This window comes from Pseudomonas sp. R19M (genome assembly GCF_050312585.1).
GTDB lineage: Bacteria > Pseudomonadota > Gammaproteobacteria > Pseudomonadales > Pseudomonadaceae > Aquipseudomonas > Aquipseudomonas palleroniana.
In genome coordinates this window covers 236,892-262,679 of record NZ_JBNPJV010000079.1, presented here as the reverse complement: position 1 = coordinate 262,679, position 25,788 = coordinate 236,892, and the positions used below count along the sequence as shown (strand labels likewise).

Annotated in this window: 25 protein-coding genes and 1 riboswitch; of the genes, 10 read left to right on the top strand and 15 right to left on the bottom strand. The window is 61.0% G+C overall.

What is annotated here, in order from left to right:
- Positions 1–8: 8 nt before the first annotated feature.
- Positions 9–1,391: an aldehyde dehydrogenase family protein gene (locus tag ACQRBT_RS18000; protein ID WP_412046342.1), complete on the top strand. Its 1,383-nt coding sequence runs from the start codon at positions 9–11 to the stop codon at positions 1,389–1,391.
- 81 nt (positions 1,392–1,472) lie between these two features.
- Here the strand turns inward: ACQRBT_RS18000 and ACQRBT_RS17995 are convergent, their stop codons facing one another.
- Positions 1,473–1,778, bottom strand: coding sequence for a protealysin inhibitor emfourin (locus ACQRBT_RS17995; RefSeq protein WP_104994338.1), 306 nt, complete (start codon positions 1,776–1,778; stop codon positions 1,473–1,475).
- 14 nt (positions 1,779–1,792) lie between these two features.
- On the bottom strand, positions 1,793–2,854 hold the full coding sequence (locus ACQRBT_RS17990) for a M4 family metallopeptidase (RefSeq protein ID WP_060755804.1): 1,062 nt from the start codon (positions 2,852–2,854) through the stop codon (positions 1,793–1,795).
- 130 nt (positions 2,855–2,984) lie between these two features.
- On the opposite strand from ACQRBT_RS17990, the gene ACQRBT_RS17985 reads away from it, so the two are divergent.
- The 4 genes from ACQRBT_RS17985 (at position 2,985) to ACQRBT_RS17970 (ending at position 7,051) form a co-directional block, all read left to right on the top strand.
- On the top strand, positions 2,985–3,929 hold the full coding sequence (locus ACQRBT_RS17985) for a DNA/RNA non-specific endonuclease (RefSeq protein WP_412046343.1): 945 nt from the start codon (positions 2,985–2,987) through the stop codon (positions 3,927–3,929).
- A gap of 36 nt (positions 3,930–3,965) precedes the next feature.
- Positions 3,966–4,160: riboswitch (cobalamin riboswitch) on the top strand.
- 118 nt (positions 4,161–4,278) lie between these two features.
- The gene (locus ACQRBT_RS17980; protein ID WP_412046344.1) at positions 4,279–5,289 is read left to right on the top strand and encodes an ABC transporter substrate-binding protein; all 1,011 of its coding nucleotides are present in this window, start codon (positions 4,279–4,281) and stop codon (positions 5,287–5,289) included.
- Positions 5,286–6,290, top strand: a complete 1,005-nt coding sequence (locus tag ACQRBT_RS17975) for a FecCD family ABC transporter permease (protein WP_161549944.1) — start codon at positions 5,286–5,288, stop codon at positions 6,288–6,290. The genes ACQRBT_RS17980 and ACQRBT_RS17975 overlap by 4 nt, the downstream gene beginning before the upstream one ends.
- Positions 6,287–7,051 carry an ABC transporter ATP-binding protein gene (locus ACQRBT_RS17970; protein ID WP_412046345.1) on the top strand — a complete coding sequence of 255 codons (765 nt, stop codon included), beginning with the start codon at positions 6,287–6,289 and terminating at the stop codon, positions 7,049–7,051. Before ACQRBT_RS17975 ends, ACQRBT_RS17970 begins: the two co-directional genes overlap by 4 nt.
- On the opposite strand, the gene ACQRBT_RS17965 is transcribed toward ACQRBT_RS17970, so the two are convergent.
- The 10 genes from ACQRBT_RS17965 to ACQRBT_RS17920 all read right to left on the bottom strand — a co-directional run bounded on the left by ACQRBT_RS17965 (position 6,997) and on the right by ACQRBT_RS17920 (position 16,267).
- Positions 6,997–7,968 (bottom strand): alpha/beta hydrolase fold domain-containing protein, encoded by a 972-nt coding sequence (locus ACQRBT_RS17965; protein WP_412046346.1) that lies wholly within the window; start codon positions 7,966–7,968, stop codon positions 6,997–6,999. The two genes, ACQRBT_RS17970 and ACQRBT_RS17965, sit on opposite strands and share 55 nt — an antisense overlap.
- Positions 7,968–8,408 (bottom strand): tryptophan-rich sensory protein TspO, encoded by a 441-nt coding sequence (tspO, locus tag ACQRBT_RS17960; RefSeq protein WP_060755810.1) that lies wholly within the window; start codon positions 8,406–8,408, stop codon positions 7,968–7,970. The genes ACQRBT_RS17965 and tspO overlap by 1 nt, the downstream gene beginning before the upstream one ends.
- 72 nt (positions 8,409–8,480) lie before the next feature.
- Positions 8,481–9,044: a nucleotidyltransferase family protein gene (locus ACQRBT_RS17955; protein ID WP_412046516.1), complete on the bottom strand. Its 564-nt coding sequence runs from the start codon at positions 9,042–9,044 to the stop codon at positions 8,481–8,483.
- A gap of 55 nt (positions 9,045–9,099) precedes the next feature.
- Positions 9,100–10,458: a chromate efflux transporter gene (gene chrA, locus ACQRBT_RS17950; RefSeq protein WP_412046347.1), complete on the bottom strand. Its 1,359-nt coding sequence runs from the start codon at positions 10,456–10,458 to the stop codon at positions 9,100–9,102.
- Between the two features lie 82 nt (positions 10,459–10,540).
- Positions 10,541–11,275, bottom strand: coding sequence for a BPL-N domain-containing protein (locus tag ACQRBT_RS17945; RefSeq protein ID WP_412046348.1), 735 nt, complete (start codon positions 11,273–11,275; stop codon positions 10,541–10,543).
- A gap of 86 nt (positions 11,276–11,361) precedes the next feature.
- Positions 11,362–11,988: a glutathione S-transferase family protein gene (locus ACQRBT_RS17940; RefSeq protein ID WP_412046349.1), complete on the bottom strand. Its 627-nt coding sequence runs from the start codon at positions 11,986–11,988 to the stop codon at positions 11,362–11,364.
- A gap of 215 nt (positions 11,989–12,203) precedes the next feature.
- Positions 12,204–14,261, bottom strand: a complete 2,058-nt coding sequence (locus ACQRBT_RS17935; protein ID WP_412046350.1) for a methyl-accepting chemotaxis protein — start codon at positions 14,259–14,261, stop codon at positions 12,204–12,206.
- Between the two features lie 208 nt (positions 14,262–14,469).
- The gene (locus ACQRBT_RS17930) at positions 14,470–14,769 is read right to left on the bottom strand and encodes a DUF3144 domain-containing protein (RefSeq protein WP_090369759.1); all 300 of its coding nucleotides are present in this window, start codon (positions 14,767–14,769) and stop codon (positions 14,470–14,472) included.
- 78 nt (positions 14,770–14,847) lie between these two features.
- The gene (locus tag ACQRBT_RS17925; protein WP_412046351.1) at positions 14,848–15,543 is read right to left on the bottom strand and encodes a tRNA (adenine(22)-N(1))-methyltransferase; all 696 of its coding nucleotides are present in this window, start codon (positions 15,541–15,543) and stop codon (positions 14,848–14,850) included.
- A 13-nt stretch (positions 15,544–15,556) separates the two neighbouring features.
- Entirely contained in the window at positions 15,557–16,267 is a 711-nt protein-coding gene (locus ACQRBT_RS17920; protein ID WP_060755818.1) for a FadR/GntR family transcriptional regulator, read from the bottom strand.
- Positions 16,268–16,614: 347 nt separating this feature from the next.
- On the opposite strand from ACQRBT_RS17920, the gene ACQRBT_RS17915 reads away from it, so the two are divergent.
- Together ACQRBT_RS17915 and gudD are read left to right on the top strand one after the other, a co-directional pair.
- Positions 16,615–17,976 carry an MFS transporter gene (locus ACQRBT_RS17915; RefSeq protein ID WP_412046352.1) on the top strand — a complete coding sequence of 454 codons (1,362 nt, stop codon included), beginning with the start codon at positions 16,615–16,617 and terminating at the stop codon, positions 17,974–17,976.
- A 19-nt stretch (positions 17,977–17,995) separates the two neighbouring features.
- Positions 17,996–19,321: a glucarate dehydratase gene (gene gudD / locus ACQRBT_RS17910; RefSeq protein ID WP_412046353.1), complete on the top strand. Its 1,326-nt coding sequence runs from the start codon at positions 17,996–17,998 to the stop codon at positions 19,319–19,321.
- A 46-nt stretch (positions 19,322–19,367) separates the two neighbouring features.
- Here gudD and ACQRBT_RS17905 read toward each other — a convergent pair whose 3' ends face one another.
- Positions 19,368–20,711, bottom strand: coding sequence for a hypothetical protein (locus ACQRBT_RS17905; RefSeq protein WP_412046354.1), 1,344 nt, complete (start codon positions 20,709–20,711; stop codon positions 19,368–19,370).
- An 855-nt stretch (positions 20,712–21,566) separates the two neighbouring features.
- Here ACQRBT_RS17905 and ACQRBT_RS17900 point away from each other — a divergent pair.
- A complete protein-coding gene (locus ACQRBT_RS17900; RefSeq protein WP_244385406.1) occupies positions 21,567–21,977 on the top strand; it encodes a hypothetical protein in 411 nt (136 codons plus the stop codon).
- A gap of 79 nt (positions 21,978–22,056) precedes the next feature.
- Here the strand turns inward: ACQRBT_RS17900 and cynS are convergent, their stop codons facing one another.
- A complete protein-coding gene (gene cynS, locus ACQRBT_RS17895) occupies positions 22,057–22,527 on the bottom strand; it encodes a cyanase (RefSeq protein WP_060755824.1) in 471 nt (156 codons plus the stop codon).
- A 30-nt stretch (positions 22,528–22,557) separates the two neighbouring features.
- Positions 22,558–23,199, bottom strand: a complete 642-nt coding sequence (locus tag ACQRBT_RS17890) for a carbonic anhydrase (RefSeq protein WP_060755825.1) — start codon at positions 23,197–23,199, stop codon at positions 22,558–22,560.
- 111 nt (positions 23,200–23,310) lie between these two features.
- On the opposite strand from ACQRBT_RS17890, the gene cynR reads away from it, so the two are divergent.
- Complete coding sequence (gene cynR / locus ACQRBT_RS17885; protein ID WP_412046355.1) at positions 23,311–24,204, top strand: transcriptional regulator CynR; 894 nt, start codon at positions 23,311–23,313, stop codon at positions 24,202–24,204.
- Positions 24,205–24,345: 141 nt separating this feature from the next.
- Positions 24,346–25,773, top strand: coding sequence for an MFS transporter (locus tag ACQRBT_RS17880; RefSeq protein ID WP_412046356.1), 1,428 nt, complete (start codon positions 24,346–24,348; stop codon positions 25,771–25,773).
- The last annotated feature ends 15 nt before the right edge of the window (positions 25,774–25,788 follow it).

Sequence of the window (25,788 nt, the reverse complement as noted above, 5' to 3'; positions counted from 1 at the left end):
ACGGTGCCATGAACCCGACGACCCACGCCCTCTCGATCAACCCGGCCAATGGCGAAACGGTCGGCAGCTATCCCTACGAAACCGAGCAGCAACTGGACGCAGCCCTCGAGCGCGCCACCCGTGCCTTTCGTACCTGGCGCCGCCAGCCGGTCAGCCAGCGTGCCGAGTTGCTGCTGGCCCTGGCCGCCACCCTGCGCGAACAGGCCGAAACCATGGCGCAGATGATTACTCTGGAAATGGGCAAACCTATCGCCCAGGCCCGCGCTGAAATCGAAAAATGCGCCCAGCTCAGCGAATGGTATGCCGCCCACGGCCCGGCCATGCTCGCCCCGGAACCGACCCTCGTGGACAACGGCAGCGCCAGGATCGAATATCGCCCACTGGGCCCGATCTTCGCCGTGATGCCGTGGAATTTCCCGGTGTGGCAAGTACTGCGCGGCGCCGTGCCGACCTTGCTGGCCGGTAACACCTACGTGCTCAAACATGCGCCGAACGTCATGGGCAGCGCCTACCTGATCCAGCAAGCGCTGCAGAAAGCCGGCTTCGCCGACGGGCTTTTTGAAGTGGTCAACGTGACGAACGAGGGCGTTTCCAAGGCGATTGCCGACCCGCGCATCGCCGCCGTCACCCTCACCGGCAGCGTGCGTGCAGGTATTGCCATTGGCTCCCAGGCGGGTGCCGCGCTGAAAAAATGCGTGCTGGAACTGGGCGGCTCCGACCCGTTCATCGTACTCAACGACGCCGACCTCGACGCCGCCGTGCAGGCCGCCGTGATTGGCCGTTTCCAGAACAGCGGCCAAGTCTGCGCCGCCGCCAAGCGCCTGATCATCGAAGCAGGCGTCGTGGAAGCTTTCACCGCCAAATTCCTCGAAGCCAGCCGCAAACTGGTAATGGGTGACCCGACCTCGTCCCAGACCTACATCGGCCCGATGGCACGCTTTGACCTGCGCGACGAGTTGCACGGTCAAGTGCAGGCCACATTGGAAGAAGGTGCGACCCTGTTGCTGGGCGGCAATAAAGTCGCAGGTGCCGGCAACTACTACGAGCCGACCGTATTGGCGAACGTCACCGACCAGATGACCTCATTCAAGCAGGAGTTGTTTGGCCCTGTGGCCTCGATCATCACGGCCCGTGACGCCGAGCACGCGGTGGCCCTGGCCAACGACAGTGAATTCGGCCTGACTGCGAGCCTCTTCACCACCGATGCGGCAAAGGCCCGTGATATCGCCAACCAACTGGAAACCGGCGGCATCTTCGTCAACGCATTCAGCGTGTCTGACCCGCGAGTGGCGTTTGGTGGCGTGAAGAAAAGTGGTTTCGGGCGCGAGTTGTCGCACTTCGGCGTGCGGGAATTCTGCAATGCGCAGACCGTGTGGCTGGATCGCAAGTAAACCCGGCCAGTCCCCTTACGACACCTTACCTGTGGCGAGGGAGCTCGCTCCCGTGGGGCTGCGCAGCAGCCCTCAACAGCCTCAGCCACGCACATGCCGGCGCACGCACTGCACCAACCCATCCAGCGCCTGGGACTTCACCGGCGCCAGCACACAGACCGTGTGTTCGCGCTGGCCCTCGCTCACGGTCAGGGTGTAGTGCACCTGGCCCGGGTTACCGGGCGCGGGCGGGTTGTTTGGCGGCAACTCAAAGAAGTCTGAAGCCTTGATCAGTTGCCGCAATTCCTGCTGGTCTTGCTCAGGCAGTGTATCCAGCTCCACCGTACGCGGCTTGGCCAGGCCCGGGAAAAACCCCGGCCCGCCGTTTTCCTTGATTGAGATGTGCATGGCTGCTCCTCACGTCAAACAGCAATACCGACCGCTTGCCAACCGTCCTTGACCGCCTTCTGTTCGTCCTTGTTCACGCCGTACAGGCGCCCCGCAACATCGTAAGTAATACGCGCAAAGCGCACAAACCCCGAATTAGGCCGCAGCCGCGCATCACGCAGCGCGTCATACCAGATGCGCCCCGCGCGCTCCCAGGCAAACCCACCCAACCTGGTCGCCACCTGGTAGAACGCATGGTTGGGAATACCGGAATTGATATGCACCCCACCATTGTCCTCGTAGGTCTGGACAAAATCATCCATGTGCCCCGGTTGCGGGTCCTTACCCAACAACTTGTCGTCAAAGGCGGTGCCGGGGGCCTTCATCGAGCGCAGTGCAGTGCCTTTGATCTTTTTGGTAAACAACCCTTTGCCGATCAACCAATCGGCATCTTCAGCCTTTTGTTTCAAGGCATATTGCTTGATCAGTGAACCGAACACGTCCGACAACGACTCGTTCAACGCCCCGGACTGATTGAAATACATCAGCTTGGCCTCATCCTCCGTGACGCCATGGGCCAACTCATGGCCAATCACGTCGAGGGCCACGGTGAAGCGGTTGAACAACTCGCCGTCCCCATCCCCGAACACCATCTGGGTCGAGTTCCAGAACGCGTTGTTGTAGTTCTGGCCAAAATGCACGGTCGCGTCCAACGCCATGCCCGCGTCGTCGATGGAGTTGCGGTCGAAGACCTGTTCAAAAAAATCGAAGGTGGCGCCCAGGCCATCATAGGCTTCGTCCACCGCCGCATCACCGCTCACGGGCTGCCCTTCACCACGGATCAGTTTTCCTGGCAGGCTGTCGCTGCCCTCGGCGCTATAGATCGAACGCTGTTTCTCGGCGCCCATGGCCAAGGCCAGCCGGGCCGGCCCCTTGGCGGGCACCGCGACCATGCGCAGCGAGCGGAACGTGCTGTCCTTGGCACGGGTACGCAACGCGACGTCCCGCTGCGCCTTGTCGCCGTTGCGCGCGATCTGGTCGAGCATATAGGGCGGGATCAGGCAAAAAACCGGGTTACGCAAAGGGTGATCACACATGAACTGGCTCCTTGTTGGCATGGGGTGAACGTCCGGGTAACCGTTTCAGGATAGCCCCCAGGGGTTAACGCGTGTCATCAATTGTCATTAACCTATGTTGCAGTCGTGTTTATCCAAGGAGGACTCACCGATGCCCGCACGTAAAGCCAAGATTGACCTGTCGTACCGCCCACGGCTCGCTGACCTGCGCCCGTTGATCACTGCGAGCCCCACGCTGCTGGAGGCACGGGCGGCGACGCCCCGCGTCACCTCGGCCAACGACCTGAAGGACCGGCACGGCTACGCAGAGGATTTCCTCGGCAGTTTCGGGGTGCCCTGGCCCACGGCTGAAGGGGCCTTGGCGGATGATGTACAGGTCTTGAAGGGGGGTGGTAAGCGCCTGGACTACACGCACTTCTCGATCACCATGTCGCGCTCGAAACGGCTCGCGCTGTATGTCGGCGTCAACATCGACGGCAACCAGCACGTGGAGATTATTCGCAGCAATGACAGCTGGGCCTATGACGGTCGCTTGCCTATCGAAGCACAGGTAGGCGACGCGCTCTATGCCAACAATGGCCTCGATCGCGGCCATCTGGTCCGCCGCCAAGATCCCAATTGGGGTGACGTGGCGCAAACCGCCAACCTCGACACCTTCCACTTCACCAACTGCTCGCCGCAGATGAGCGGGTTCAACCAGAAAACCTGGCTGGAACTCGAAGACTATATTCTGGACAACACGCAACGCTGGAAAGCCAGGGCCACGGTATTTACCGGCCCGGTGTACGCCGACGATGACCGCGTGTACCGCGGCGTGCAAATCCCCAAGGCGTTCTGGAAGGTGGTCGCCTACCTCAACGACGACGGCAAGCCGTCCGCCAGCGCCTACATGATCGACCAAACCCGCGAACTGGGTCAGCTCGACCTGGTGTTCGGCCAACTCAGGACCTACCAGCGCAGCGTGATCCAGATAGAACGCCTGACCGGCATCCGCTTCGCCAACCTGGCCGACTACGACGGTTTCAGCAACGAAGAACGCGCCACCGGCACGCGGATCGAAGCGCTGATCCAGGGCCCAGAGGACATTCGTCTGTGAGCAGGCCCACCTTGGGCTATTTCACCTCGCTCTAATCAACTACCATACCGCGCCGGTTCCCAAACGGGACTAATAGGGAATCCGAAGCGCGGTCCACCCGTGCCAATCGGAACTGCCCCCGCAACTGTAGGTGCTGAGCCTGCTCCTGGATGCCACTGGACCTTGTCCGGGAAGGCCGGAGCCTGGCGACGACGCATCAGTCAGGAGACCTGCCGGCTCAAGCTCGATCACTAACCGGCGGGGTGTCCGGGAAGGACATCCTTGCCCTGCCCCATCGGCAGCGTTAATGGCTGTATTTCCACGACCGTACCTCCCCAGCTACTTGTACGGTTCAAACGGAGATTGCCCCATGCTGCCACGCTTTAGCGCACTGCTCACCAGTCTTGGCTTCTGTGCCCTGGCCCAAGCCGCCCCCACCCAGTACCCACTGACCTTGGAAAACTGTGGCAACCCCGTCACCTTTCAACAGGCCCCCGCACGCAGCGTGACCATCGGCCAGGCCGCCACCGAAATGCTCTACACCTTGGGTGTGGCGGATAAAGTGGTCGGCACCTCGCTGTGGTTCAACGATGTGCTGCCCCGGTTCAAGGCGCAGAACGACAAGGTCGAGCGCCTGGCCAACAACGAGCCGAGTTTCGAAGCCGTGATCGCCAAGCGCCCGCAACTGGTGGCCGCTGAGCTGGAATGGGTGGTCGGCCCGCAAGGTGTGGTCGGCACCCGCGAGCAATTTGCTGAACTGAAGATTCCCACCTACGTGCTGCCCTCCGATTGCGAAGGCAAGGACAACCTGGTGGGCGCCGACGGGACGCGGCTGGAGCCTTTCCGTATCGACACCGTGTATAAAAGCATCCGCCAACTGGCCGAGATCTTCGACGTGCAGGCGCGCGGCCAACAAGTGAACGATGAGCTCAAGGCACGCCTGGCAAAATCCGTTGCCACCGCGCAAAGCAAAGGGCTCAAACAGGCCAGTGCATTGGTCTGGTTCTCCAGCGCCGAAATGGCCAGCGACCCCTACGTGGCCGGGCATAAGGGCGTTCCGCAGTTCATGCTGGACACCCTGGGCCTGACCAACGTGGTGCAGTCCGATGAAGAGTGGCCCGCTGTCGGCTGGGAAACCCTGGCCAAGGCCAACCCGACCTTCCTGGTGATCGCCCGCATGGATCGCCGCCGCTACCCGGCCGACGACCATGAAAAGAAACTCGCGTTCCTGCACACCGACCCGGTGACCCGCAACATGGACGCGGTGAAAAACAACCGCATCATTATTATTGACGCCCTGGCCCTGCAGGCCAGCCTGCGCACGTTCGATGGCCTGGAACAACTGACCGGTGCCATCGACGGCTACGACCTGCCGAAATGATCCGTCCCTTGCTCGCCCTCATCCTGCTACTGCTCGCGATCCTCGCCGGCGTGGCCATTGGTGAAACCGCCATCGAACCGCAGGTGGTGTTGCAGGTACTCGCCAACAAACTGTGGGCGGCCGGCTACGCACTGGACCCAATCGATGAAGGCGTGGTGTGGAACTACCGCCTGACCCGCACCCTGGTCGCCGCCGCCTGCGGTGCGGGGCTGGCGACGTGCGGGGTGATCTTGCAGTCATTGCTGCGTAACCCATTGGCCGACCCATACCTGCTGGGCATCAGCGCCGGCGCCTCGACCGGCGCCGTGCTGGTGGCGCTGATCGGCGTGGGCGGCGGGTTGATTTCGCTGTCGGCCGGCGCCTTTGCCGGCGCCATGGCGGCGTTTGCCCTGGTGATTCTGCTGGCGCGCGCCAGCGGTGCGGCCAGCGGTACCGGGCAGATCATCCTCGCCGGCATTGCCGGTTCGCAGCTGTTCAATGCCCTCACCGCCTTCCTGATCACCAAGTCGGCCAGCTCCGAACAGGCCCGGGGCATCCTGTTCTGGCTGCTGGGCAACCTCAGCGGCGTACGCTGGCCCTCGGTAGGGCTGGCGGTGCCGGTGGCGGTCCTGGGCCTGGCGGTGTGCCTGTGGCATCGCCGTGCGCTGGATGCGTTTACCTTCGGCACCGACTCGGCGGCGTCCCTCGGCATCCCGGTACGTCGTGTGCAGTTCCTGTTGGTGGGCTGTGCGGCGCTGGTGACGGCGGTGATGGTGTCGATTGTCGGCTCCATCGGTTTTGTGGGGCTGGTGATTCCCCACGCAGTGCGCCTGCTGCTGGGCACCGGGCATTCGCGCCTGCTGCCGGCCAGTGCGCTGGGAGGCGCGCTTTTTCTGATCGCCGCCGATGTGCTGTCGCGGACCTTGATCAAGGGCCAGGTGATTCCGGTCGGCGTGGTCACCGCGCTGGTCGGCGCGCCTGTGTTTGCGCTGATCCTGATCGGTCGGAGGAACGCGCGATGAGTGTGCTGAGCTGCAACGGCCTGGGCTTCAAGGTGCGTGATGCCGAGTTGCTGCGCGATATCCATCTGGATGTTCAACTGGGCGAAACCCTGGGCATCGTCGGGCCGAACGGTTCCGGCAAATCCACCTTGCTCAAACTGCTTGCCGGTTTGCGCACGCCGGCCAGCGGCGAAGTACGCTTGGGCGGCCAACGCCTGAATGAACTGTCACGCCGTGCCATCGCCCAACAGCTGGCGGTGGTGGAGCAACAGGCCGACACCGACGACGCGATCCGCGTGTTCGACGCTGTGGCCCTGGGCCGTACGCCGTGGCTGTCGGCGTTGAGCCCGTGGTCCACCGAAGACCACGCCATCGTCAACCAAGCCTTGCATGACGTCGACGCCACGCACCTCAGCCAGCGTGCCTGGCGCAGCCTCTCGGGCGGTGAACGCCAGCGCGTGCACATCGCCCGCGCCCTGGCGCAACGGCCGCAGATCCTGTTGCTGGACGAGCCCACCAACCACCTGGATATCCAGCATCAACTGGCGATCCTCAAAGGCGTGCAGGCGCTGCCCGTGACCACCTTGATTGCATTGCATGATCTTAATCAGGCACTGACCTGTGATCGCCTGGCCGTGCTGGATCACGGCCGATTGGTGGCGTTGGGCAAACCGCTGCAAGTGCTGACGCCGCAACGGTTACAGCAGACCTTCGGGGTGCAGGCGCATTACCTGACAGACCCGTTCGATGGCGCGCAGATACTGCGGTTGCGCCCCAGTTGATAGCCCATTCGGTTGGCTATCCATTGGCGAGCGTAGCCGAGCACGTCCCGCGCCATATCCACGGGAAAATGGATAAACCCATGCGCCGCCTCCGGCAGCAGATACGCCTCAGCGCCAGGCCATCGCTCGGCGATCAATAAGGTGTCATCTTTGAGCGGGTCCAACTCGCCGACAAACATCAACGCCGGCGGCAACCCTGTGAAATCGCCATATAACGGCGACCATCGCGGCTGGCGACGCGCATCATCAGTCAACCCCGGCGTCAGCCTACGCAGCGCTGCAACCATCCCCGGCCCGTCCAGCAACAAGGTCTGCGGCCCCGCCGTGCGCACGCTCGGTGTACCGGTCAAATCATAAACGCCGTAATACAACACCGCCCCGCTGACCCGCTGGAGCAAGTGCGGCCACTGCTTGAGCGCCAGTAACGTCGCTGCCGCCAGGTGCCCACCCGCCGACTCACCGACGACGATCACCGGCAAGCCGGCGAACTCCGCGCAGTCCTCCAGCAACCAACGGGCAGCCGCCAGGCAGTCGTCCAGCAGGCCCTCGAGCGGCGTGTCGAGCGCCAGCCGATAGTCCACCGACACCACTGCCACGTCGCAGGCGTTGACCATGCCCAGGTTGAGGTCGTCATCCATCTGCGCATTGCCGATGACCCAGCCGCCGCCGTGGATATCCAGCACCACGCCCTTGGGTTGGCCGCGTGGGCGCAGGATACGCACGGGCACCGTCCCGATGAGCCGGGTTTCAGCCTCGGGGGCCTGCTTGAGCTTTTGACTGACCCGCAACAACGCCTGGATCAAACGCGGCGTTACGCGATTGCGGATTTTAAAGCGTGGCATCCAGGCGAGTTTCTGGTTGAAGCGGCGCATCTGGGCCAGTTCAGGCTCACTGGCGGACCAGGGTTTAGGCGCCATCAGCGGTTATTGCGCAGGATCGAGAAGTTCAGCGCCGCCGCCACACACAGCCACGCCAGGTAAGGGAACAGCATCAGGCCGGTGATCAGGTCCAGGCGCACCGCCAACACCACCATCGCCGCCACGGTCACCCACAGCACCGCGATAATCAGCATCCCGGCGAGGATCCGATGGGCACCGAAGAACACCGGCGTCCACAGCGTATTCAAGGCAATCTGCGCTGCCCACAAGGCCAGGACGATTTGGCTGCCGGGAATCAGGCTGAGACGATAACCGGCCCAGGCCAGCAGCAGGTAGATAAGGGTCCACGCGACCGGGAATAGCCAATTGGGCGGCGTGAAGCTGGGTTTGACCAGGGATTCATACCAGGCGCCGGGCTTGAAAAGTAGGCCGGTACTGGCAGCGGCGATGCAGGCGAGCAGGAAGATGAAGAAAGTCATGGTCGATCCTTGGCTGGGCATTTCAGGCTTGGACGTGCCGCACGCGGGTAAAAGTTCACTGGCGTACGCAAGCTAAGCAGGCGCCACAACCCTCAACCAAGGCCAACGCGCCTGGTAACTCCTGGCCTTCTGCGCAAACAATGCCGGCTCCGGATGCTGCGGGTTGATACGCAGCACCCCCTGCGCCACATCCTCCAACCCGTACGGCGCATACACCTCGCCCGTCGCAATCTCCAGGCCGATGCACGTACCCGCCACCAGGTAACGATCAATCCCCTGCCTGGCCGTGTGCAACTGCGGATAAGGCCGACCGAACCGCTGAGCGTACCAAAGGTGCACCCGCGCCTGATTCTTCACCTCAACGTTGACGCCCAGGTCCTGGAACAGCACTTCGGCCGAACGGATCACCGCATCCTCGGCCTCGTAGGACAAGTCCGTATCGAAGTAAAAAACGTCGTAGTCCTTGACGCCCTGGTCTGCAGGCAGCTTCGCCTGATGATTCCACACCGCCTGGAACAGGCAGCCCGCCGTGAGGAAACACTGGTCCACCCCGAGGTCAGGCAGGCGCGCGGTGATTTCGGCGTTGATAGGGTTGGCCATGGCCAGGTCGAGCAGAGTTTTGACGGTCAATGTCATGGTCATCCCTTTCAATCGTTTTCCAGCGGCCAACTGTGCAACAGGGCCACGACTCTTAGCGCAACAGATGCACCGCCAAACCGACCAGCGCGCAAGCGATCAATACCTGAATCACCCCGCGCTTGAAATAAAACAGAGCGATCGCCGCCATCAGGGCGATCAACGCGGAAGGCCAATCAAGGCTGGCGCTGAAACCCTTTGGCCACAGCACGTGATAACCGAAGAAGCACGCCAGGTTCAGGATCACGCCAACCACGGCAGCGGTAATAGCGGTCAATGGTGCGGTGAACCTGAGTTCGTTGTGGGTCGACTCCACCAGCGGGCCACCGGCAAGAATGAACAGAAATGAGGGCAGGAAGGTGAACCATGTCACCAGAGACGCGGCGACAGCCCCAGCCAGAAACATTTGATCGGCGCCAAACACCTGCGAGACGTAGGCGCCAACGAAGCCGACGAAGGCCACCACCATGATCAGCGGCCCGGGCGTGGTTTCTCCTAGCGCCAGCCCGTCAATCATCTGTGTCGGGGTCAGCCAGCCATAGTGCCCCACCGCTCCTTGGTAGACATAAGGGAGCACCGCGTAGGCACCGCCAAACGTTAGCAGCGCAGCCTTGGTAAAGAACCAGCCCATCTGGGTCAACGTGCCCTGCCAGCCAAACAACAAGACCAAAATAGCCATTGGCAATGCCCACAGTGCAACGCCAAGCAGAGCGAGCGATGCCAATTTCAACCAGCTGAACCGGGCATGCTCCGGGGACGGAGTGTCGTCATCGATCAAGGCCGGGCCAAACGTTCTCTTGGCGGCACTATGCCCCCCTGTTCTGAATTTCTCGGGTGCCAGGCGTCCCCCGACATAACCGATCAATGCCGCCCCCAGGACAATCAACGGGAATGGGACATTGAACGCGAAAATTGCGCTGAATGAAGCGGCCGCTATCGCCCATAGCCAATGGTTCTTCAGCGCTCGCGAGCCGATCCTGTGGGCTGCCTGCACAACGATGGCGGTCACGGCAGGCTTGATGCCATAAAACAGGCCCGCCACCACCGGCACTTCGCCGAACGCAACATACAGCCATGACAAAGCGATCAGGATGACCAGCGAAGGCAGCACGAACAGCCCACCCGCGACCACCCCGCCCCAGGTTCGATGCATCAGCCAGCCGATGTAGGTCGCCAACTGCTGAGCCTCCGGCCCAGGCAGCAACATGCAATAGTTGAGCGCATGCAGGAACCTGCGCTCGGATATCCAACGGCGCCGCTCGACCAATTCCTGATGCATGATCGAGATCTGCCCCGCAGGCCCGCCGAAGCTGATGAAGCCCAACTTCAACCAGAACCAGAAAGACTCCCGCAAACTGACCGCCTGCGGCCTCGACAACGCTTCTTCACCCACGGGTCCCGATACCTTGCTCATTGCGCTGTTCCTCATTCACGAACCCGATGAGTTGCATAATTCGGGGGCGGTGCAATCGTTCGGCCCCGCGATGACAAGCGCTTCAAAAGTTGCGAATCAACGCCCCAAACAGATCGCCACGCGGCATTTTGTTCAACGGGATGTCGGCATTCTCGAACCATTCGCGACCGGCCTCGGGATGCGGGCCGCTCAGCACGACCACACCCTTTTCATAGGTATAGCGCGCCGCCGCGACGTCGCCGTTGCGGTAGGTCGCGATGGTTTTGTAGGGCGCGGCCGGGTCGGCTGCGGGAATGTAAGGGCCGTCCTGGAAGAACACATGGTCAGGCTTGCCTTCCCACATGACCTGCACGGCTGCGTCGGCGATGCCGGGCACTTCAAAACCGGGGCGACCGGCTTCGCCGTCGAGGTCCTGGGGGATCAGGCCGAGGTTACCGTCATCCGCCAGATAGGCGCCCATGCACAATCCCAGGTAGCGCCCGCCACCGGCGACATAACCGCGAATCGCCTCGGCGCGCGCATCACCCAGGCTGCGCAGGGCACCAGGAATGTCCTGGCCGCCACCGGGCTGCACGTAGAGGTCATAGCGCGCCAGGGTTTGTGGCGTGATGTCGATGGCCTCCTGCGCGCCCACATAATCGATCTGATACTCGGGATTGAGGCGGTGCAAGGCATTCGCCACGTTCTCGGAACAGTCATCGCAGCCCGCCGGACCGCGGTAGATGGCGACGTGCTTGATGGGCGTGGCGGCCTCGGCCGGCGACGGCAGCAAAAGCGCGAATGCAATTAACGTGGCAGCGACAGCTCGTAAGTTCATGACCGAAGGCTCCTGTACGGACAACGCAGAGCCTATAGCGATTGCGCCCTTCAATCCGTTAACAGTTGTAAACGCCGTGAAGCCCCTTACTTGGCAAACGCATACTCCCCGCCCTGCTCCACCGCCTTGCGATACGCCGGCCGCGCCTGGAATTTTTTCACCCACGCCGCCAGGTTCGGGTAAGCCTGCAACTTGCCCTGGGCCTTGGCGATTTCGCCGATGAAACTCATCTGGATATCCGCGCCACTCAGCTCATCGCCCAGCAGGTAGGCTTTATCCGCCAGCACGTCGTTCAGGTACCCCAGGTAATTGGCCACTTCCGATTCGATCCTCGGGTGCAACGGCGCGCCAGCGTCACCAAGGCGGCCGACGTAGAGGTTGAGCATCAGCGGCAGCATCGCCGAGCCTTCGGCGAAGTGCAGCCATTGCACGTATTGGTCATAGGTGGCCGAGGCGGGATCGGGTTGCAGACGGCCCTGGCCATGGTGGCGGATCAGGTAGTCGATAATGGCAGCGGATTCGATCAGCACTTGGCCACCGTCTTCGATCACCGGGGATTTGCCCAACGGGTGGATGGCCTTAAGCTCGGGCGGCGCGAGGTTGGTCTTGGAATCGCGCTGGTAGCGCTTGATCTCGTAAGGCAGGCCGAGTTCTTCGAGCAGCCAGAGGATGCGTTGCGAGCGCGAGTTGTTGAGGTGGTGAACGGTGATCATGGTAGCTCCGCTAAGCGAAAGGGGGGTCCTGAAAAGAGACTACACCACCGCCCGGGAGTGCCCACCTAATTTACTTGTAGTGAGCGGGCTCGCCCCGCGCTGGGTTGCGTAGCAGCCCCAAAACCAGGCACCTCGGTCTTTCTGAAACACCGCAGTGACAGGGTTTAGGGCGGCTACGCCCCCCAGCGCGGGGCAAGCCCGCTCACTACAAACACTCAACCCAACCGAAAGCGCGCGGTGTTATCGCTCAATGCCCGGCTGCCTTTGCTCAAGGTGTCCGCCGCCTGGTTCACGGCACGCGCGCCATCGAGCAGGCGCCCTGCCGCTTGGTCGACCTGCTGGATATTGCCGCTCACTTCATCCGCCGTGGCAGCCTGTTCTTCCACCGCTGTGGCGATCTGCGCCAGGGTGTCGGTGACGTGTTGTACCGCGCCTGCGATTTCGCCCAGGCGCGCCCCCAGGCCGGTGACTGACTCGGCGTCGGTCAGGGCTTGCTCGCACGCCGCGCCCATCAGGGTGACCGCCTGGCTGACGGTTGCACGCAGGCTGTCCACGGTGCCGGCGATCTGCGCCGTGGACGCCTGGGTGCGTTGCGACAGGCTGCGCACTTCATCGGCCACCACGGCAAAACCGCGCCCCTGTTCGCCGGCGCGAGCGGCTTCGATAGCGGCGTTGAGCGCCAGCAGGTTGGTCTGTTCGGCAATACCCCGAATGGTATCGACCACCGATTGGATCTGCTGGCCTTGCTGGCTGACCTGTTCCAAGGCGTTGGCGGTGTCGGTCAGACGCTGGTTGAGTTGCTGGATGCTCGCGGTGGTGCGCTGGCTGTCGCGACTGCTGTCCTCGGCAATGCTGCGGGTGTGCTGGGCGCTTCCAGAGGCTTGCTCGCAACTTCTGGCGACACCCATCGAAGTGGCGGCCAGTTGGGTGGCGGCGGCGGCAATCTGGCTGATCTGGTGCTGCTGGTCTTCGACCTCGGTGAGGGTGCTGCCCGATTGTGCGTTGAGGGTGTGTACGGCCGAACCGAGTTGCTGGGTTTCGTGATTGACGCCCAACAGGCTGGTGCGCAGTTGCACCACGGCAGCGTTGAGTGCGGCGCTGATCAGCGCCAGTTCATCGCGGCCTTCCACCGCCACTTCGATACACAGGTTGCCGTCGCGCAGGGACTCGGCCAGCGTGGTGATGCCGCTGGCGCTACGGCGGATCGAGGCTTGCAGGCACATGAACAGGTACAGTGCGGCCAACGCCAACAGACTGAACGTCGCCGCCACCGGAATGAACTGTTTGATCGATTGCCCGTGGTAGTAACCCAGGCGCGCATCCAGCGCGTGCAGCGACTGGCTGCGCAACGCGCCCAGGGCATCGAGCACGGCGTCGATACTGCTGTCGAACGCTGCAGTATCGAGCTTGATGGTGCCGCCGAAAACGCCCTCGTCCAACGTCTTGAGTTGGTTGTCCAGCAACTGCAGGCTGCTGTCATATTGGGCAGTCCACGGCTCAATGCCCGGATATTGCTTGGCCTTGAGCGACGCGGAGGCTTTGACCAACTGATCCCGGGCATCGCCGATACGGCCGCGCAGGTCACGCATCTGCAAGCGGCTTTGCAAGGTGAACTGCCCCGAGGCAATGGACGACTCACCGACGCTGGCGGTGCGGCCGATGCGCTCGATCAGGTCCGGCGTGTACTGACTGGAAATCTGCATCAGCAGGTAGGTTTCCAGCCAGGGATCGAGGATCAGGCCGGTATCCAGGGTGATCTGCTCGCGCAGGGTTTGCATGGCGGTCAAGGCAGCGGTAAAGCGATCATAACCGTCCGGCCACCAGCCCACGGCACGCAAGGACTGGGTGTCCATACCCTTGACGGCGGCCTGCAACGCCTCGAAGCGCGCCAGGGTGTCGGCGCTGGCGTGCTCAGTGTTGAGCACATCACCCAAGGCTTGCAGGCTCTGCTGGATCAGCGGGTTAGCGGCATCGACCTTGTCCATCGCAGCCTGGGCGGCAGGGGTTGGCGCACGCAGGATGTCCACGGCTTTCCAGCGCGCAGCGAGGTTGCGTTGTGCGGTGAGCTGGCTGTCGAGCGCGTCCAGGGCCAACAACTGGCGAACGCCGGACTGTTCGCTGGCAATCACCGCGAGTTTGTCGCGATAGCCCTGCCCGATCAGCCACACACTCGCGGCCAGGGGCAGCATGAACAGGAAAAACAAGACCTGGAACTTGCGTGCGAAACCGAAACGGCCGAGCAAACGGATACCCGGTGATAAAAGACTGTGCATCGCCGACCACTCCCCCAAACAGCTTAGAAATGACTAAAAGCAAAATGCCATGTCATTGATTAAACTGGCTCAAGCAAGATGTGGGCCGTTGGTGCCGAGGCCGAAAACAGGCGCTTCTACACCGGCTGCCCGCTCAGGCGCGCACGAAAATGGGGCGAAAGCACTCAGTGTTGCGTGCACGTCTGTAACCCGTCGAGACGCCTTGAAATCAGCCCTCGGTGTTTACCAGCATATACCGGCTGAAATTATTGATGTGATCATCCAGATTATCCTCAAGCATCATCCGGTACTGATCACAGAAATACTTCAGCATGGCCTCCCGCGCCTCGGCCATTTCTGCGCCGGACTTGAAGTTGCGAGCACTGGCCCAGGCGTTGAAACGCGTGGTGCCGAACATCATCGAGGCACTGACCTCGCCGAGGTTTTCACAGGTCTTGAGCTGCTCGTTCGACAGTTCGATGTGCGCGTCGGCACGGTCGTAGAAGGCTTGGTCGGTGGTATCGGCCATGGCGGGGTCCTGGGTCAGCGAATGAAGGGCCGCATTGGAGCATAAGACGTCAACCTCAGGCGACCGAAGCCTGCGCCTTCACGCCAGTAACTCACTAATCCAGCGCACCTCTCGAGCCACTTCCTGCACCTTCGCCGGCGGCACCGCTTGCCGCGCCTGTTCAAGGTTGGCTAGGGTCTTGTGCTTCTGACGCAGCAGGCGTTGCCACTTGGCCAGGAACACCGGGCTGCGCGCTTGCATCTGCAGGGGGCCGAAGTACAGTTGTTCGGCGCTGTAGGTCACGGGCCCGGCGCGTTCAGCCACGATGATTTCGTAGTAGAAGCGGTTCTCGTGCAACAGCTCTTCGTGCAGGATCGAGTAGCCATTGTCCATCAACCACTGGCGCAACGGTTGCTCACCACCGTTGGGTTGCAGGATCAGGCGTTCCAGGCCGCTCAGGCACGCCTTCCCGGCGTCGAGGATGTCGCGAATGGTTTCGCCGCCCATGCCGCAGAGGCTGATCGCGGTGATCCCGTCCCCCGGCTCGATCGCCGCCAAGCCATTGGCCAGGCGCACGGTAATGTGTTGCTCCAGGCCATTGTCGCGCACGGTACGTTGGGCGGCGTGGAATGGTGTGTTCGCAACCTCCCCCGCCACCGCAGCGGTGATCACGCCACGGCGCATCAACGCCACCGGCAGGTAAGCGTGATCGGAGCCGATATCGGCCAGGCGCGATTCGGCCGGCACGTTGGCGGCCACGCGCTCCAGGCGCATGGACAGCGTGTGTTCGTTCAACGGTTGGTCCTTTTCATTCCCCGGAAAATCGATCCCGGCTATTGGTCAAATGCAACACCATGGCGGCCCGCGCGGCGTCCGGGTCCTGACGCCTGATCGCGTTGAAGATCGCCTCATGCTCCAGGTTCGCCAGTTGCCCCAGCCTGGCAAAATCCGCCCCGCCGCGTTCGGCGCCCTTGACCTGGGTACGCGGAATCATCGCATTGCCCAGGTGCGCCATGATCTCGGTGAAAAACGTATTACCGGTGGCCTCGGCGATCAATTGGTGGAAGCGCTTGTCTTCTTCCACGCAACTGTCGTTATTGGCCAGTGATGCCTGATAGTCATCCAGCGCCTGGCGCATACGGGCCAGTTGTTCATCCGACCGGCGCAGTGCCGCCAGCGCCACAGCCTGCACCTCCAGGCCCAGGCGCAACTCAAGCATGTTGCGCACACTGGCGACCGTATCCACATGCAGGCGCAAGCCCTGCTGTGCGCGTGGCTCCAGCACGAAGGTGCCGATACCGTGACGCGTCTCCACCAGGCCGGATGCCTGCAATTTGGAAATGGCTTCGCGCACCACGGTACGACTTACGCCGTGCTCCAGCACGATGGTGGATTCGGACGGCAGTTTTTCGCCGGGCTTGAGTTGCCCGAGCAGGATGCGCTGGGTCAGCGCGTCGACCACGCCTTGGGCCAGGTTGCTGGAGCGTCTACGGACAAGTGTTCCGTTTTCAATGGGCATCACTGCGGGTCCACGGGGTTGGGCTGGGGGGAGCTTAACACTCCCTATCCGAGCCTGGCAGGCTAGGTTCACAAGACACTCAACTTGTATGACAACCAACTTGATCAATCTGCATTTCAACGCCCTCTGCCGCCAGCCCCAGATAACGTCGGCTTTGCTCGACAACGCAAAAAAATCTATAACCACCAATAAACATGGGAAAATAACCATAAAATCTATTTCGATGGCGGCCTTATAAGCACAAAAACATCAATCACCCAATTGCGATTCCAAGAACACAACTTGTATGATGTCTATCAACAACACACAAACCCGCATAAAAATAAATCAGGGGGAGTTTTCGAGTCATGAGCCATTCAAATCCAGCATCCGCCGCTGCAGAAAACGAATCGGTGCTCAGCCGCACCGTCAGCAAAGTGAAGAGCCATGTGCTCCCCCTGTTCGTGATCATGTTCATCCTCAACTACATCGACCGGGTCAATATCGGCTTCGTGCGCACGCACATGGAGCACGACCTGGGCATCGGCGCCGCCGCCTATGGCCTGGGTGCCGGACTGTTCTTCATCGGCTACGCGCTCTTCGAAGTGCCCTCCAATCTGCTGCTGCAGAAGGTCGGCGCACGGATCTGGCTGACCCGCATCATGTTCACCTGGGGCATCGTCGCCACGCTGATGGCGTTCATCCAGAACGAAACCCACTTCTACATCCTGCGCTTTTTACTGGGCGTGGCCGAAGCGGGCTTTTTCCCGGGGGTGATCTACTACTTCACCCGCTGGCTGCCGGGTGTTGAACGCGGCAAAGCGATCGCCATCTTCCTCAGCGGCTCGGCCGTGGCCTCACTGATTTCCGGGCCGTTGTCGGGCGCGTTGTTGCAGATCGAAGGGTTCGGTTTCCACGGCTGGCAATGGATGTTCGCCATCGAAGGCCTGGCGTCCGTGGCGTTGGGGTTCTTCGTGTGGTTCTGGCTCGACTCCAAACCCCACGACGCCAAATGGCTGACCCGTGAAGAACAGGATGCACTGGTGAGCGCCATCGACCAGGAGCAGCGCGACCGTGAAGCGCTGACCACGGTCAAGCCGACCCTCGGCAAGCTGCTCAAGGACCGTCAGATCCTGTTGTTCTGCGCCTTGTATTTCTGCATCCAACTGACGATCTACGCGGCCACCTTCTGGCTGCCCAGCATCATCAAGAAGATGGGCGATTTGAACGACGTGCAGGTCGGTTTTTTCAACTCGATCCCGTGGTTGATCTCGATCATCGCCATGTATGCCTTCGCCGCGCTATCGGGCAAATTCAAGTTCCAGCAGGCCTGGGTTGCCGCTGCGCTGCTGATTGCCGCAGCGGGCATGTTCATGTCCACCACCGGCGGACCGATCTTTGCCTTTGTGGCAATCTGTTTTGCGGCCATCGGTTTCAAGTCCGCCTCTTCGCTGTTCTGGCCAATCCCCCAGGGTTACCTGGACGTGCGCATCGCCGCCGCCGTGATCGCCCTGATCAACTCCATCGGCAACCTGGGCGGTTTTGTGGCACCGACCACGTTCGGCTTTCTGGAGCAGACCACCGGCTCGATCCAGGGCGGCCTCTATGGCCTGGCCGGCACCTCGGTGCTGGCGGCGATCCTGGTGTTCTTCGCCAAGACGTCGCCCTCTGCCGCGCTGCCTGCGCCAAGCGTTACACCAACGGCCACCGCTATCAGCAAACCTCTTTGAGCCCATTCAGGACATCACCATGACTACCCCCGTCATCACCCACTTCCAAGTCATCCCCGTGGCCGGCCATGACAGCATGCTGCTGAACCTGAGCGGCGCCCACGGCCCCTTCTTTACCCGCAATATCGTGATTCTCAAGGACAGCAGCGGCCATACCGGCGTCGGTGAAGTGCCCGGCGGCGAACGCATCCGCGAAACCCTGGAGGACGCGCGCAGCCTGGTAGTCGGCCAACCCATCGGCCAGTACCAGCGCATCCTCAACCAGATGCGCAGCACCTTTGCCTCACGCGATGCTGCGGGCCGTGGGCTGCAGACCTTTGACCTGCGCATCACCATCCATGCGGTCACCGCCGTGGAAGCGGCCCTGCTCGACCTGCTGGGCCAATACCTTGAAGTGCCGGTGGCCGCCCTGCTCGGCGAAGGCCAACAGCGCGATGCGGTAAAAATGCTCGGTTACCTGTTCTATATCGGCGACCGCACAACGACCAACCTGGCCTACCGCAACGAGGCGCACGCAGAGGACGAGTGGTTGCGCTTGCGCCACGAACCGGCCCTGACCAGTGAGGCCGTGGTGCGCCTGGCCGAAGCCGCCAAAGCCAGATATGGCTTCAGCGACTTCAAGCTCAAGGGTGGTGTCTTGAGCGGCGATGCGGAAATCGAAGCGGTTACCGCCCTCGCCGAACGCTTCCCAGATGCGCGCATCACCCTCGACCCGAACGGGGCCTGGTCACTCAAGGAAGCCATCCGCCTGTGCCGCGACCAACACCATGTGCTCGCCTATGCCGAGGACCCATGCGGTGCGGAAAACGGCTATTCAGGCCGCGAAGTCATGGCTGAATTCCGCCGTGCCACGGGCCTCAAGACCGCGACCAATATGATCGCCACCGACTGGCGCGAAATGGGCCACGCCATCCAGTTGCAGTCCGTGGACATTCCCCTCGCCGATCCGCATTTCTGGACGATGCAAGGCTCGGTGCGCGTGGCGCAGATGTGCAACGACTGGGGCCTGACCTGGGGTTCACACTCCAACAACCACTTCGATATTTCCCTGGCGATGTTCACCCAGGTCGCGGCGGCGGCACCCGGTGATATCACGGCCATCGACACCCACTGGATCTGGCAGGACGGCCAACGCCTGACGCGCGAACCGCTGAAAATCGAAGGTGGCTACGTGAAGGTGCCGGCCAAGCCGGGCCTGGGTGTGGAGATCGACATGGACGCAGTGGCCAAGGCCCACGAAGTCTATAAAGGCATGGGCCTGGGTGCGCGGGATGACAGCGTGGCCATGCAGTTCCTGATTCCGGGCTGGCGCTTCAATAACAAGCAGCCTTGCCTGGTGCGCTAGGCACGTCGTTCGATGCAGCGCATTGTCAGGTTGGCGGCCTGAGGTATCAGGGCTTGATATTTCTCAATATCGTGAATAAGTGTCCAGGCCAGATCCAGCGCGGGATGGGCTGATCGCGGGTCTCTGCAAGGGCATCCAAAATCGTGCGATTAGCCGCGTCGGTGGCAGGTACACCCAAGGTTGAGGGTGGCGGCGTTTTCTCGCCAGGGGAGTCCGACGGCGTGCTCAATCTGCCAGTGGCCGAGTCGATCGCATAACCGCAAACCTTGCCATATTCGGTGAGGCTCCAGACACCGTTGATGACGACGGCGACTGATTTGTCGGGCGGCAGCCTTATGGCCTTGTTTGTGGTACGAACGGCATAGTCTTCGAAGCTGATTTTTTTGAAGGTGGCGAACTCGCTGCCAAGGGGCGGTTGATCATCGCCTTCATTGGAGAATTTGTTCACCATTCGCTCCAGGAACGGTATGCCGCCAAGGTTGGTGAACGCCCCGTGGTCCGGATGCAGGATGTACCGCAAAAAACCCTGATCGATACGGGTGCTGTTGATCGCCGAACCGTTCAGGATGCGAGAGGCGATCTGCGCCTCCTCTTTCTTGAAATCGAAAGTGACCCGGTAGCCGTTGGCGTCATAACCATTATTGCCACCCACCGTTTGCCGACCGTCACTGGAGCGCCGATAGTCACCCAGGACCACGGCCACTTGGGTGACATGAGCCAAGTTAGCGCCCTCCGCTTGAGCATAAGCAAACATATCCGCAATTAAGTTTCGATCCTCAATGGTAAGAAAGTCGCAGGGGTTTTGAGCCATGTTGTAGAAGGTGGCAGGTGGAAGGGCAACGGGTGGCTCACTGCCGCGAAACAAGCGCGAAATCATCAGGTCTCGCCCGTTGACAGGTATCGACTTCAAGCTGGGCGCTGGCGTTGATTGCAACTCTTCCCATGCCGCACGCCGCTCATTGATGGTGAAAGAACCACCCTCGTCATGCGCAATCAAGCTGAGCTGGTCACGCACAAGGCCTTTAAAAGGATTGCTGTCGACTCCGTTGACGAAACCTGTCGCTTGACGGGCACGTGCCAGAAGCTCCGGATCAATCGTGTCGGGAATCTCTACATCATGCTGTGTTTTATTGGCGAGATAGTGGGTGCCGATAATCGAATCGATTGGGTTGGTGTTCTTCTGGTCGATACGGGCTTCAGCACGCGTTGCGGCTTCATTCAACTGACGAGCAAGCGGCGAAACGCTGCTGGTTGCAGGGTCTCCACCCGTGAAAACAACGACATCCATCTTATTTTTATCAGGTAGAGCGAGGGACGGAATAGCAACGTTACCAGCCTTGCCTGCCACACGGCTGTCAGGCAAGGATGTATAAGAACTTAAAATAATCATGGGCATGCACCCCTGAACAACGTTGCTATATAAAAACAACCCTGAATTATCACTACGCAAAACAGCTCACACCAAATTTGACCGAACAAACATTACACTTCATTAATCCCTATATCTGAATGTTACCGAATCTACTCCCGCGGGGTGTGCCAAAGGTGGAATCCCTCCCCAGACAGAATGTCGGATAATTACTCGTGAACCATGATTGAAAGCCTGATCATTAAAGTCCGTCAGCGTTCCGGAGGTATTAGGATAAATAACGGCACAGTTCTCTTGAGAGCTGTAGGGACGGTAGTAACACAATTTCACTTCCTCCTTGATACTTTGAGGGTAATAGGTCGCTCTCCATTGGATCTCCAACAACTGCTTGGGATCGGTAAGGGTACCTGTGGGGATATCCGCGGTATTAACATAAAAACTTGTCGATCCGAAGCCTGGATCCTCATTCGAAGTCGACAGAACAAGGACAGAGCCAGGCGCACTTGTTTTAGTGATCAGTCGCTCCAACGCGAAAACTTCTCCGCTGGCAGAAATCAGCGCTGCCCCTAACAAAGCTAGAATAAAATTTCGCGCACTCACACAAAACCACAAAGCCGTCGAGCTTTTCATAATCATCACCATAGCGTCAAAAGTTGAGTACCTAAGGTTCCAATCAATCCAGCCGTATGAATCACGCCATTACCCTTGCACGTTTTATCAACTCAAGTAACCCCACAACGTCCTAAAAACACGAAGTCCTCATCTGTAATACCTGAAAGTAAGACTTCGTCAGCAACTTCCTAGTCCCGCACAGCCTCTACTCAACCCGCCCATTTCACGTCATGATGTGCCCCCCCATATCAAGGACGTTAAACAATGAAAGTTTCCCTCGCCGCCTGGGTACTGGTGCTTTTACCCGGTGTGGCCTGCGCGCTCCCCGTCCTGAAAGACACCACGCTCTACACCGACACCGCCCACGACTGCCAAGACGTCGATCTCGCCACCTGGCAGCACCCGACCCGTGCGCTGCTGGAGAAAAACCATTTCCAGCTTGAACGCATCCAGCTCTGCAACGATGGGCACTACCCGGTTTTCCATGTGCAAGCGCCCTACGACCCGCGCGGCCAGACCAAGGATTTTTACCTGCCGTTGTATGAACGCATGCGCAAGGCCAACGGCAAATGGCCGTTCGCGCTGGTGGATAACAGCGATGCGGTAGTGGTGTATGTGAGCTACCCCAAAGACGATGGGATTTCCCTGAATTACGAGGGCTTCGAAGCGCCGTAGTCATTCGGAGCCCGAGACCTGCTGGATTTTGCTGCAACGTGAACCGGCGCCTCACGGCGCCGTTTTTTTTATCTCGCGATCAGAACGGTTTGGTCGGCAGGTATTTGCCATCCAGAGTGATCACGGCGCGGGAGCCGCCGTCCGGATCATCGACCTTTTTGACGTCCAGCTTGAAGTTGATGGCGCTGATGATGCCGTCGCCAAACTTCTCGTGAACCAGCGCCTTGAGCGTGGTGCCATAGACCTGAATCATTTCGTAGAAGCGGTAGATCGTCGGGTCGGTGGGAATGCCGTTGCCGAGGCTGCCGCGCAACGGAATCGTTTGCAGCAGGGCGACCGCGTCCGCGTCCAGGCCCAGGGTGTCGGCCACCTTTTGCGCGGCGTCCGCCGGCAGTGGGTGCTGGCCTAGCAAAGCGGCGGTAACGAAGGCTTCATGCAGACCGGTGCCTTCGGCAATCTGGGCGAACGACAGGTCTTTGCGGGCCTTGGCCAACAGGATGACGTCGGTCAGGGCAAGGCGGGTGTTCTGGCTGATTTGCGACTGGATCATGGGTTTATCTCCGTGGGTAAACATCAGGGGTTAGTGCGAAACGGCCCGCACGCTCGGGTTGTCGGCGAGGGCGACGAACTTGCCGGTACGGTTGTCGAAGGCTTGGATGCCGCCGCTTTCGATGTCGTAGACCCAGCCATGCAGGGTCACCCGCCTCTCTTCAAGGGCAAGGCGAACCGAAGGGTGAGTCTGGATATTGGCCAATTGCGCGATCACGTTTTCACGCACCATGGCGGCGACTTTCGCGGGCACATCGACATGCTGGCGGGCCTCGTTGACCACCCGGCCGGAATCGGCGTAACGCAACCAGCCGGCCACGGCGGGCATGTGGTCCAGGCACGTGCAGGTGGCGATGGCGGTCATCGCACCGCAATCGGAATGCCCACAGATCACGATATCGCTGACTTGCAGGGCAGCCACCGCGTACTCCACCGAGGCCGACACACCTCCGGGCTCCGGGCCGTAGGACGGCACGATATTGCCGGCGTTGCGGATCACGAACAGGTCGCCTGGCTCGCGCTGCGTGACTAACTCAGGCACCAGGCGGCTGTCGGAGCAGGAGATGAACAGCGCTCGCGGGCTCTGCTGGTTGGCGAGGTCTTTGAACAAGCCGGCGCGCTCGGGGAAAGCATGGCGTTGAAACTTCAGGAAACCTTCGATGATGTCTTGCATGGGTGACTCCGTGGGTTCGCGATGCGATGGAGCAGAGGTTACGCATCCGTCTAAATAAGGTAAAAGTCTCAAATATTATCCAGAGCATCAGATAATCTTATGAAATCAAACATGCTGGCACGGCACATCCAGTACTTTTTGGCCGTGGCACAACACGCAGGCTTTACCAAAGCGGCCGAGGCCTTGCATGTCTCGCAACCGGCGCTCTCACAGCAAATACGGCAGTTGGAGGAAAGCCTCGGCGCGCAATTATTCGATCGCTCGGGTCGCAAGACACGCCTGACCGATGCCGGCGAGGTTTACCTGAGTTACGCATTGAGGGCCGCGCAGGAGCTGCAGCAAGGTCAGCGTGCGATTCATGACGTAGGCGATTTGAGCCGGGGGTCGCTACGGATCGCGTTCACGCCCACCTTCACCACTTACCTTGTCGGGCCGCTGATGGAAGCTTTCCACCGCCGCTATCCGAACATCACCTTGAGCCTGCATGAGGTCGCCCAGGAAGCGCTGGAACGCCAGCTACTGGCCGACGAGCTGGACGTGGGGATCGCCTTTGATGAGGTGCACGCGCAGGACATCGAGGCCACCCCGCTGCTGGTTGAAACCCTGGCGCTGGTGGTCGGCAGTCAGCATCCGCTGGCCGGGGAACGGACTATCGGCCTGCCGGCGCTGAACGCCGAATCCCTGATTTTGTTGAGCCAAGCGTTCGCTACCCGCGAGCAAATCGACCGCTACTTCAACCAACACGGCATTCGCCCGCGCGTGGTGATGGAGGCCAATGTCATCGGCGCGCTGATTGAGGGGGTGCGCAGGACGACCCTGTCGACCCTGTTACCCGCCGCCATTGCGCGGGCGCATCCGGGCTTGATCGCAATTGAACTGGGGCCACAGCGCCTGCAACGCACGGCCGTGTTGATGCAGCGTAAAGGGGTGTACCCGACAGCGGCGGCGCGGGCATTCAGGGAGGTCGCCGAGGAAGTCGCATCAGCGCTGGAGGCAAGCTGTTGAGCCTTCGATGGAACGCGGCAGAGGTCGCCTGCGATGAATATTCCAAGCCATTTCTTGACAAAATAAATCGCCGCATCGCAATATTCAAAGCTATCACTTGGTAAATAAAACCAAGCCCGACAGCACAACAAGGAATAGTCGATGCCAACCCATGACAGCAGTTGGGGCGAATTGCTGCGCGGCAAGAACGCCGCTCGTTCCATCGCCCTCTCCGGCGGCATAGCGCTCTATGCCACCAACACTTACATCGCCACCACTATTTTGCCGTCGGTGGTCGCTGAAATCGGTGGGTTGGCGCTCTATGCATGGAGCACCACGCTGTACGTGGTGGCCTCGATCCTCGGTTCCGCCCTCACCTCCAAGCTGTTGCAACACACCGGCCCGCGGCTGGCCTATACCGTCGCCACGCTGATCTTCATGGTCGGCGTGTTGATCTGCGCACTGGCGCCGAGCATGCCGGTGATGCTCGCAGGGCGTTTGATCCAGGGGCTGGGCGGCGGGATGTTGCTGGCCCTGTGTTATTCGATGATCCAATTGGTGTTCGAAGAACGCCTGTGGCCCCGGGCAATGGCCTTGGTGTCGGGCATGTGGGGCGTCGCAACGCTGGTAGGCCCGGCCGTGGGGGGCGTGTTCGCCGAACTGGACGCCTGGCGCTACGCCTTCGGCGCCATGGTGCCGGTGAGCCTCGCCTACATCGTGCTCACTCACCGTGCGCTGCCACCCCGTGACAACGCCACGGACAGCGCCAGCCGCTTGCCCGTGCCGCAACTGGTGCTGCTGGCCGCTGCGGTGCTGGCCGTGTGTGCGGGCAGCGTCTCGTCGCTGCCGAGCTGGAACCTGCTGGGCATTGCGGCCTGTGCCGGGCTGGTATTTCTGCTGATCCGGCACGAGTCCAGCGCCTCGATCCGCCTGTTGCCCAGGGACGCGTTGAGGTTCAACACCCCGCTTTGTGCGCTCTATGCAACCATTTGCCTGCTGGTGATCGGCATGAGCAGCGAAATTTTCATGCCGTACTTTCTGCAGCACCTGCACGGCCAGTCGCCGCTGTATGCCGGTTATATGGCGGCACTGATGGCCGTCGGCTGGACCGTCTCGGAAATCCTCAGTTCCGGCTGGACAGGCCGCAGCGCACAACGCGCCATCCTCGCCGGGCCGCTGTTTATCGTGGGCGGACTGGTGCTGCTGGCAATCACTACCCCCATGGCCAGCCTGGGCGAATGGGCACGGCTGGCGCCCATCTGCCTCGGAATGTTCCTGGTAGGTTTCGGCATTGGCTTGGGTTGGCCGCACCTGCTGACGCGCATTCTGCAAGTGGCGTCGGAGCAGGACAAAGACACGGCCGCTGCGTCGATTACCACTCTGCAACTGTTCGCCATGGCTATGGGCGCGGCACTGGCGGGCGTGATCTCCAACGTGGCGGGCATCAATGATGCGACCGGCAATGCCGGCATCGCCAATGCGGCACAATGGCTGTTCGCGCTGTTTACCCTGGCGCCGGTATTGGCTTGGGTGATGGCACGGCGCGCAACCCGAGCCCAGGCCAGCACCGGCGGGTTAACGGTGTCTTGAGGATGTGGTTGCGTA

Excerpts from the sequence above, each read along its gene's own strand:
- ACQRBT_RS17935 (WP_412046350.1), bottom strand. The coding sequence starts at position 14,261 with ATGCACAGTCTTTTATCACCGGGTATCCGTTTGCTCGGCCGTTTCGGT.
- ACQRBT_RS17880 (WP_412046356.1), top strand. The coding sequence starts at position 24,346 with ATGCCAACCCATGACAGCAGTTGGGGCGAATTGCTGCGCGGCAAGAAC.
- ACQRBT_RS17940 (WP_412046349.1), bottom strand. The coding sequence starts at position 11,988 with ATGATCACCGTTCACCACCTCAACAACTCGCGCTCGCAACGCATCCTC.
- ACQRBT_RS17995 (WP_104994338.1), bottom strand. The coding sequence starts at position 1,778 with ATGCACATCTCAATCAAGGAAAACGGCGGGCCGGGGTTTTTCCCGGGC.
- ACQRBT_RS17945 (WP_412046348.1), bottom strand. The coding sequence starts at position 11,275 with ATGAACTTACGAGCTGTCGCTGCCACGTTAATTGCATTCGCGCTTTTG.
- ACQRBT_RS17915 (WP_412046352.1), top strand. The coding sequence starts at position 16,615 with ATGAGCCATTCAAATCCAGCATCCGCCGCTGCAGAAAACGAATCGGTG.
- ACQRBT_RS17920 (WP_060755818.1), bottom strand. The coding sequence starts at position 16,267 with ATGCCCATTGAAAACGGAACACTTGTCCGTAGACGCTCCAGCAACCTG.
- chrA (WP_412046347.1), bottom strand. The coding sequence starts at position 10,458 with ATGAGCAAGGTATCGGGACCCGTGGGTGAAGAAGCGTTGTCGAGGCCG.
- ACQRBT_RS17955 (WP_412046516.1), bottom strand. The coding sequence starts at position 9,044 with ATGACATTGACCGTCAAAACTCTGCTCGACCTGGCCATGGCCAACCCT.
- ACQRBT_RS17900 (WP_244385406.1), top strand. The coding sequence starts at position 21,567 with ATGAAAGTTTCCCTCGCCGCCTGGGTACTGGTGCTTTTACCCGGTGTG.
- cynS (WP_060755824.1), bottom strand. The coding sequence starts at position 22,527 with ATGATCCAGTCGCAAATCAGCCAGAACACCCGCCTTGCCCTGACCGAC.
- ACQRBT_RS17970 (WP_412046345.1), top strand. The coding sequence starts at position 6,287 with ATGAGTGTGCTGAGCTGCAACGGCCTGGGCTTCAAGGTGCGTGATGCC.
- ACQRBT_RS18000 (WP_412046342.1), top strand. The coding sequence starts at position 9 with ATGAACCCGACGACCCACGCCCTCTCGATCAACCCGGCCAATGGCGAA.
- cynR (WP_412046355.1), top strand. The coding sequence starts at position 23,311 with ATGCTGGCACGGCACATCCAGTACTTTTTGGCCGTGGCACAACACGCA.
- ACQRBT_RS17965 (WP_412046346.1), bottom strand. The coding sequence starts at position 7,968 with ATGGCGCCTAAACCCTGGTCCGCCAGTGAGCCTGAACTGGCCCAGATG.
- ACQRBT_RS17980 (WP_412046344.1), top strand. The coding sequence starts at position 4,279 with ATGCTGCCACGCTTTAGCGCACTGCTCACCAGTCTTGGCTTCTGTGCC.
- ACQRBT_RS17985 (WP_412046343.1), top strand. The coding sequence starts at position 2,985 with ATGCCCGCACGTAAAGCCAAGATTGACCTGTCGTACCGCCCACGGCTC.
- tspO (WP_060755810.1), bottom strand. The coding sequence starts at position 8,408 with ATGACTTTCTTCATCTTCCTGCTCGCCTGCATCGCCGCTGCCAGTACC.
- ACQRBT_RS17890 (WP_060755825.1), bottom strand. The coding sequence starts at position 23,199 with ATGCAAGACATCATCGAAGGTTTCCTGAAGTTTCAACGCCATGCTTTC.
- ACQRBT_RS17975 (WP_161549944.1), top strand. The coding sequence starts at position 5,286 with ATGATCCGTCCCTTGCTCGCCCTCATCCTGCTACTGCTCGCGATCCTC.
- ACQRBT_RS17905 (WP_412046354.1), bottom strand. The coding sequence starts at position 20,711 with ATGATTATTTTAAGTTCTTATACATCCTTGCCTGACAGCCGTGTGGCA.
- gudD (WP_412046353.1), top strand. The coding sequence starts at position 17,996 with ATGACTACCCCCGTCATCACCCACTTCCAAGTCATCCCCGTGGCCGGC.
- ACQRBT_RS17990 (WP_060755804.1), bottom strand. The coding sequence starts at position 2,854 with ATGTGTGATCACCCTTTGCGTAACCCGGTTTTTTGCCTGATCCCGCCC.
- ACQRBT_RS17930 (WP_090369759.1), bottom strand. The coding sequence starts at position 14,769 with ATGGCCGATACCACCGACCAAGCCTTCTACGACCGTGCCGACGCGCAC.